General features: G+C 67.5%; 1 protein-coding gene. It reads left to right on the plus strand.

Annotated elements, in window-relative coordinates; translation table 11 throughout:
- A partial coding sequence (locus ACIQUI_RS28210) for an amino acid adenylation domain-containing protein (RefSeq protein WP_403204322.1) occupies nucleotides 1–8,756 on the plus strand: 8,756 nt, incomplete at both ends.

Consider the following 8,756-nt stretch of genomic DNA (forward strand, 5'->3'; position numbering starts at 1 on the left):
ACCGGTGAGCCGCAAACGCTAGAAACCCTGCGCACTTCGCTGCTCGCGCACCTGCCGGAATTCATGGTCCCGGCGCAGTTCATGCACCTCGAAGCACTGCCACTGAGCCCCAACGGCAAGCTCGACCGCAAGGCGCTGCCAGAACCCGGCACGCTACAGGACCGCCCGTTCGAAGCCCCACAAGGGGCTACCGAACGCCTGCTCGCAGCCATCTGGGCCGAACTGCTGGGCGTGGAGCAGATAGGGCGCCACGACAACTTCTTCGAACTGGGCGGCCATTCGCTGCGGGCCGTCACCCTTACTGCACGCCTGCGTGAACAAGGCCTGCATGCCGATATCCGTGTGCTGTTCGGCCAACCGACCCTGGCCGCGCTGGCGGCAGCACTGGGCGCTGAAACCAGGGTGGCGGTGCCAGCCAACCGCATTGCCCCGGGCACCTCACACATCACCCCAGCCATGCTGCCGCTGGCCGAGCTTTCGCAGGCTGCCATCGACACCCTGGTCGCGCAGGTGCCCGGCGGTACCGAGAACATCCAGGACATCTACGGCCTGGCGCCGCTGCAACAGGGCATTCTTTACCACCACCTGGCCAGCGAGGGGGCCGACCCGTACGTGTTGCAGGCGCGCTTTGCCTTCCCAGGCCAGGCCGAGCTGGACGCCTTTGCCGCCGCGCTCGACCAGGTCATTGCCCGCCACGACATCCTGCGCACCAGCATCCACTGGCAAACCCTTGACGAACCGGTGCAAGTGGTATGGCGCAATACGCCATCGGTCGCCAGCGCTTTGCGCTGCGAACAGACCCACGCCGGCATCAACCTGAACCAGGCGCCGCTGGTGCGGCTGCTGCCGGAACAGGCCGAAAGTGGCCTGCAAGCCACGTTGCTGATCCACCACATCATCCTTGACCACGCTGCGGTCGAGCAGCTGGTGGCCGAAATCACCACCGTGCTGCAAGGCCAGCCGCTCGTCGAGGCCAGTGTGCCTTACCGCAACTACGTGGCCCAGGCCCGCCTGGGCGCCGATACCCAGGCCGACGAAGCACTGTTCCGCGAACTGCTGGGCGACATTGACGAACCCACTGTCGTCTTCGGCCTGCACGATGTGCAAGGCGATGCCGGCGAGGTGTACGACAGCCGTCAGGCGCTGGATGGCGCACTGTCTGCACGCTTGCGCGAGCAGGCCCGGCAACTGGGCGTGAGTGTTGCCAGCCTGGTGCACCAGGCCTGGGCGCAGGTACTGGCGCAGCTGTCCGGGCGCGAAGAGGTGGTGTTCGGTACGGTATTGCTGGGTCGCCTGCAGGGCGGCGAGGGTGCCGAGCGGGCGCTGGGGATGTTCATCAACACCTTGCCATTGCGCGTCAGCGTCAGTGCGGCAGCCGCCGCCGATGGCGTACGCCTGACCCACCAGCGCCTGGCGCGGCTGCTGGCCCACGAACAGGCATCGCTGGCCCTGGCCCAGCGTTGCAGCGGCGTACCGGCTACTCAGGCGCTGTTCACCAGCCTGCTCAACTACCGCCACAGCGCCCCGGCCAAGGTCGAACTGCGCCAGGCCTGGCAAGGCATCGAACAGGTGGCTGCCCATGAGCGCAGCAATTACCCGCTGGTGGTCAATGTCGATGACCTGGGTGATGGTTTTGTGCTGACCGTGCAGGCGCTGGCCCAGGTGGACGGCGGGCAGGTGTGCCGGCTGCTCGCGACGGCCCTGGAGCAACTGGCCGATGCCCTGCAACACGCCCCGGCCACCCCGTTGCATGCCTTGAGCCAACTGGCGCCGAGCGAGCGCGAACGGGTGCTGCAAGGCTTCAACGCAACCCGCCGCGACTACCCGCGGGACCATGCGCTACACCGGCTGTTCGGTGCCCATGCCGCGCTCACCCCGCAGGCTACCGCCGTGGTGCACGGGGAGCGTGAGTGGACCTATCTGCAACTGGAGCAGTACGCCAACCGCCTGGCTCACCACCTGCTGGGCCTCGGCATCAGCCCGGGTGACCGTGTAGCGTTGCTGCTGCCGCGCAGCTTTGAACTGCTGGCAGCGCAATTGGCCGTGAGCAAATGCGCGGCGGTGTACGTGCCGCTGGACAGCAATGCCCCGGTCGAACGTCAGGCGTTCATGATCAACGACAGCCAGGCCCGCGTGCTGCTCACGCTCGCCAGCGAAACGCAGCCTGGTCAGGCCCTGCGGGTCGATCTGGATCGCTGCAACCTGACCGCCTACCCAAGCCACGCGCCGGACCTGCCGGTGAACGCCGAAAGCGCGGCCTACATCATGTACACCTCGGGCTCCACCGGTACTCCGAAAGGCGTGCAGGTGCCGCACCGGGCGATCGTGCGCCTGGTGATCAACAACGGCTTCGCCGAGTTCACCCGTGCGGACCGCGTGGCCTTCGCCTCCAACCCGGCATTTGACGCCAGTACCCTCGAGGTATGGGCGCCCCTGCTCAATGGCGCCCGCGTGGTGGTCATCGACCAGCAACAGGTGCTGTCACGCGAGGCATTGCGCGATGTACTGCTGGCGCAGGGCGTCAGCGTGCTATGGCTGACGGCAGGGTTGTTCCACCAGTTTGCCGAAGCCTTGCTGCCAGCCTTCGCCAAGCTGCGCTACCTGATGGTGGGCGGTGACGTGCTGGACCCGGCGGTGATCGCCCGGGTATTGCGCGACGGCGCGCCGCAGCACTTGCTGAATGGCTACGGCCCGACCGAGGCGACTACCTTCAGCACCACCCATGCAATAACCACCGTCGGCCAGGGCAGCATCCCGATTGGCAAGCCGATCGGCAATGGCCGTTGCTATGTGCTCGATGCCCACCGGCAACCGCTGCCGGTAGGCGCCGTTGGTGAGCTGTACATCGGTGGCGATGGCGTGGCCCTGGGTTACCTTGGCCAGCCCGCACTCAGCGCCGAACGCTTCCTCGACGACCCGTTCAGCCGCCAGCCAGGGGCACGCATGTACCGCAGCGGTGACCTGGCCAGTTGGCAGGCCGACGGCACGCTGCGTTACCTGTGCCGTGCCGACCAGCAGGTCAAGCTGCGCGGCTTCCGTATCGAGCTGGGGGAAATCGAGGCCCGCCTCGGCCAGTGCGACGGCGTTCGCGACAGTGCCGTGGTGCTGCGTGAAGACACCCCGGGCGACAAACGCCTGGTGGCCTACTTCAGCGCACACACGGCGGTACCGGTAGTGGCCGAACTGCACGCTCGTCTGCAGGGCCAACTGCCAGACTACATGCTGCCGGCTGCCTATGTGTGCCTGGCCGAGCTGCCGTTGACCGCCAACGGCAAGCTAGACCGCCGCGCACTGCCGCAACCGGGCGCCGATGCGCTGGTCAGCCGTGCTTTCGAGGCGCCGCAAGGTGAAGTGGAGGTTGCCCTGGCCGCAATCTGGGCAGAGGTCCTGAAGGTTGAGCAGGTCGGGCGCCACGACCACTTCTTTGAACTGGGCGGCCATTCGCTGCTGGCCGTGACCCTGGTCGAGCGCATGCGCAAGGCCGGCCTGGGTGCCGACGTACGTGTGCTGTTCGCCCAGCCGACCTTGGCGGCACTGGCCGCGGCAGTCGGTACTGGCCGTGAGGTACAGGTCCCGGTCAACCGGGTGCCTATGGATGCCCAGATTATCAACCCGGACATGCTCAGCCTGATCGAACTGGACCAGGCCAGCATCGACCGGATTGTTGCCTGCGTGCCGGGCGGCGCGGCCAACGTGCAGGAAATCTACCCCCTGGCTCCGCTGCAGGAAGGCATCCTCTACCACCATCTCAGCGCCGAACAGGGCGACCCGTACCTATTGCAGTCGCGCCTGGCGTTCGACAGCCTGGCCGACCTGCAGCGCTGGGCCGGTGCCTTGCAGCAGGTGATCGACCGCCATGACATCCTGCGCACCGCCGTGGTCAGCGAAGGCCTCGAGCAAGCGGTACAAGTAGTGTGGCGCAAGGCGTGCATGAGCGTCACGGCGGTCGAAGGGCTTGGCGATGTGGCCGTGATCGATACGTTGCAGGCACGTTTCGACGCCCGCCACCAGCGCCTGGACCTGGCCTGCGCACCGCTGCTGCGCCTGGTGCATGCGGCCGACCCGGCCAACCAGCGGGTGGTGGCGATCCTGCAGTTCCACCACCTGGCCCTGGACCATACCGCCATGGAGGTGATCGCCGGCGAGATGCAGGCGCTGATGGCGGGGCAGGGTGAGCAGTTGCCCGCGCCGGTGCCGTACCGCACCTACGTGGCCCAGGCGCGCCTGGCGGCTGACGATGCCGGCCATGAAGCGTTCTTCCGCGAGATGCTGGGCGACCTCGACGAACCGACCCTGCCGTTCGGCCTGGCCGATGTGCAAGGCGAAGGGCATGCCATTGAAGAGGCACACCTGGCCCTGAGCGCCACGCTGGCCCGCAGCCTGCGCGATCAGGCCCGGCAACTGGGCGTCAGTGCCGCCAGCCTGGCGCACCTGGCCTGGGCGCGGGTGCTGGGCGTGCTCGCCAACCGCAGCGACGTGGTGTTCGGCACGGTGCTGATGGGCCGCCTGCAAGGCGGTGAAGGGGCGGACCGGGCGCTGGGTGTGTTCATCAACACCTTGCCCCTGCGCATCGATCTGTCGACACCGGTTCAGCAGGCAGTGCGCCTGACCCACCAACGGCTGTCGGCGCTGCTGGCCCACGAGCATGCCTCGCTGGCCCTGGCCCAACGCTGCAGCGGCGTGGCGGCGTCCTCGCCGCTGTTCAGCGCCTTGTTCAACTACCGCCACAGCAGTGCAGGCGGCACCGCTGCCGGCACCCAGGGCGTGCGCCTGCTGGGCGGTGAGGAACGCAGTAACTACCCGCTTACCCTGAGCGTCGATGACCTGGGCGAAGGCTTTGCCTTGAGCGTACTGGCCCAGCAAGGCGTGGGCGCCGAGCGGGTGGCAGGCTGGATGCGCCAGGCGCTGCAGGCGTTGGTCCAGGCACTGGAGCAGGCAGCCGATGTGGCGGTCAGCACGCTGCCGATCCTTGGCCAGGCCGCACGCCAGCAATTGCTGGAAACCTTCAATGCCACCCAGCGTAGCTACCCGACCGCGCAGACCGTGCATGCCCTGGTCGAAGCCCAGGCGGCCCGCACGCCGCAGGCCGCTGCCCTGGTGCAGGATGGCCGGGTGCTGAGCTACGGCGAGCTGAACCGCAGCGCCAACCGCCTGGCTCACTACCTGATTGCACGGGGCGTGCAGGTGGGTGATCGCGTTGCACTGTGCCTGCCGCGCAGCCTGGAACGCCAGGTCGCCCTGCTGGCGGTGCTCAAGGCCGGTGCGGCCTATGTGCCGATCGACCCGGCTTACCCGGCGGAGCGTATCGGCTATCTGCTGGACGACAGTGCCCCCGCGCTGGTGCTGGTCGAGTCTGCAACCCAGGCGCTGGTCGGCGAAACCGCCCGTGTGGTGCTGGACCAGGATGCCTGGCAAGGCGCAGCCGACAGCAACCCGCAGGTGCCTGGGTTGGGCCATCGGCAACTGGCGTACGTGGTCTACACCTCCGGCTCGACCGGCCAGCCCAAGGGGGTGATGGTCGAGCATGCGACCCTGGCCAACCTGGTGCACTGGCACTGCGAGGCCTTTGCCGTCGGCGCAGGCAGCCATACCAGCAGCGTGGCCGGGTTCGGCTTCGACGCGCTGGCCTGGGAAGTCTGGCCGGCGCTGTGTGCCGGGGCGGTGCTGCATTTGCCACCGCTGCAGGTTGCCGGTGAACACGTCGACGAACTGCTGGACTGGTGGCTGGAGCAACCGCTGGCGGTCAGCTTCCTGCCGACCCCCGTCGCCGAGCAGGCACTGCGCCGCGAACGCCAGCACCCGACCTTGCGCACGCTGCTGGTCGGTGGCGACCGCCTGCGCCAGTTCGAGCACGACCCAGGCTTTGACGTGGTCAACAACTATGGGCCCACCGAAACAACCGTAGTGGCCAGCTCCGGGCGCCTGACCCCGGGCGGCCTGCTGCACATCGGCAAGCCGATCGCCAACACCCGCGTCTACGTGCTCGACGAGCAGCGCCAGCCGGTGCCGGTGGGCGCGACAGGCGAGTTGTACATCGGCGGCGCCGGTGTGGCCCGCGGCTACCTGAAACGTGACGCACTGAGCGCAGAGCGCTTCCTGGCCGACCCGTTCAGCACCGAGGCCGATGCGCGCATGTACCGCAGCGGCGACCTGGTGCGCTGGAATGCCGATGGCACCCTGGACTACCTGGGCCGCAACGACGACCAGGTGAAGATCCGCGGCGTACGGGTAGAACTGGGCGAAATCGAAAGTGTGCTGGCGGCCCAGCCAGGCGTCGCCGATGCCGTGGTGCTGGTGCGTGGCGAGCGCTTGCTGGCCTGGTTCACCGAACGCGCGCCGGTCGCGCCGGACGCCTTGCGCCAGGCCATGCAGGCAAGCTTGCCGGCGCACCTGGTGCCGCTGGCGTTCACCCGCCTGGATGGGTTGCCGCTGACCCGCCACGGCAAACTCGACCGCAAGGCCTTGCCAGACCCGGACCCGGCCCAACTGGCCAGGCAGGCTTACCAGGCACCACAAGGCGCAGTCGAAACCGCACTGGCGTTGGTGTGGGCCGACATGTTGCAGGTCGAGCGGGTGGGCCGCCACGACAACTTCTTCGAACTGGGCGGCCACTCGCTGCTGGCGGTCAACCTGACTGCACGCCTGCGCCGGCAGGGCTTGCAGGTGGATGTGCGCACGCTGTTCGGCCAACCGAGCATCGCCGCCCTGGCCGCCACCCTGGGCCAGGTACGTGAGGTGCAGGTACCCGACAACCTGATCCCCGCTGGCTGTAACCAGATCACCCCGGCCATGCTGCCGCTGGTGGCGCTGGAACAGGCCGCCATCGAGCGCATCGTCGCCCAGGTGCCGGGTGGTGCTGCCAATGTGCAGGACATCTACCCACTGGCGCCGTTGCAAGAGGGCATTCTCTACCACCACCTGAGTGCGGCCGGGCACGATCCTTATGTCCTGCAATCACGCTTCGCCTTCGCCAGCCGCGAGCACCTGGCCCGTTTCGCCGCCGCACTGGACAAAGTCGTCGCCCGCCACGACGTGCTACGCACCGCCATCCTCTGGGAAGGCCTGCCGCAACCTGTGCAGGTGGTCCTGCGCGAAGTCCCTCCGCTTGCACACGAACCCTGTGGGAGCGAGCATGCTCGCGAAGAACCCAACACCGCTCTCGACCTGAGCCAGGCCCCGCTGATCCGCCTGCTCTACACCGACTCGGACGGCCCGATCGAAGCCACCCTGCAGTTCCACCACATCGTCCTTGACCACACCGCCATGGAAGTGGTCGCCGAGGAACTGATCGGCTACCTGCAAGGCAGCACCGAACCGGCCCATGCCCCGGTGCCTTACCGCAACTACGTGGCCCAGGCCCGCTTGGGGATCAGCCAGGCCGAGCACGAGGCGTTCTTCCGCGAACAACTGGCCGATATCGACGCGCCGACCTTGCCGTTCGGCCTCAGCGATGTGCAAGGCGATGGCCGCGACATCGAAGAAGCACAGTTGTGGCTGGATGAAGCCCTGGCGCAACGCCTGCGTGTGCAGGCACGGCACCTGGGCATCAGCGTCGCCAGCCTGTTCCACCTGGCCTGGGCACGCCTACTGGGCGCCGCGAGCGGCCAGCCGCGGGTGGTGTTCGGTACGGTACTGCTAGGCCGCCTGCAAGGTGGCGAGGGCGCCGAACGCGCGCTGGGCATGTTCATCAACACCCTGCCACTGCGCATCGACCTTGCCGGCGTCAGCCTGCGCGAAGGTGCCCATGCCACCCACCAGTCGCTCAGTGCGCTGCTGGCCCACGAGCATGCCTCGCTGGCCCTGGCCCAGCGCTGCAGCGGTGTGGCGGCGCCGCAGCCATTGTTCAGCGCGATGCTCAACTACCGCCACAGCAGCCAGGCCACCGCCAGCCAGAAACAGGCGACTGCGGGTATCGACAGCCTGGAAAGCCAGGAGCGCAGCAACTACCCGTTGGGCCTGAACGTGGACGACACCGGGCAGGGCTTCCGGCTGGTGGCCATGACACCGGTCGAGGTGGGTGCGGCGCGCATTTGCGGGCAGATGGACCAGGTGTTGCAAGCCATGGCCGAGGCCCTGGAGCACGAACCGGACCTGCCGTTGCAGCGCCTGCCCGTATTGCAGGCCGAGGAGCGCCAGCGCGTGCTGGTGGAGTTCAACGACACGGTGGTTGACTACAACCTTGAGCAGACCCTGCACAGCCTGATTGAAGCGCAGGTTGGGCGCACGCCGGATGCCGTGGCGGTGCGGGCCGAAGAGGGCGAGCTGAGTTACCGCCAGCTCAACGAACAGGCCAACCGTTTGGCGCATCATCTGATCGGGTTGGGCGTTAAACCGGATGATCGGGTAGCGATCTGCGTCGAACGTGGGTTGTCGATGGTGGTTGGGTTGCTGGCCATCCTCAAGGCCGGTGGTGCTTATGTGCCGGTCGACCCGGATTACCCGGCAGAGCGGGTGCGGCACATGCTGAGCGACAGCGCGCCAGTGGCGGTGCTGGTGCACAGGGCTACCCGGCATATTCCGGAAGCGGGCCGTGTGATCGATCTTGATCAGCCTCACTGGGGCGACCTGGCTGCCAGCAATCCGATCGTGGCTGAACTGACTGCACGGCACCTGGCCTACGTCATCTACACCTCAGGGTCCACCGGCCTGCCGAAAGGCGTAATGAACGAGCATGCCGGGGTGGTCAACCGCTTGCTGTGGATGCAGGACGCCTACGGCCTGGATGCCGATGACGTGGTGCTGCAAAAGACCCCGTT

Origin of the sequence: Pseudomonas sp. NPDC090592, assembly GCF_044769185.1 — a bacterium.
GTDB lineage: Bacteria > Pseudomonadota > Gammaproteobacteria > Pseudomonadales > Pseudomonadaceae > Aquipseudomonas.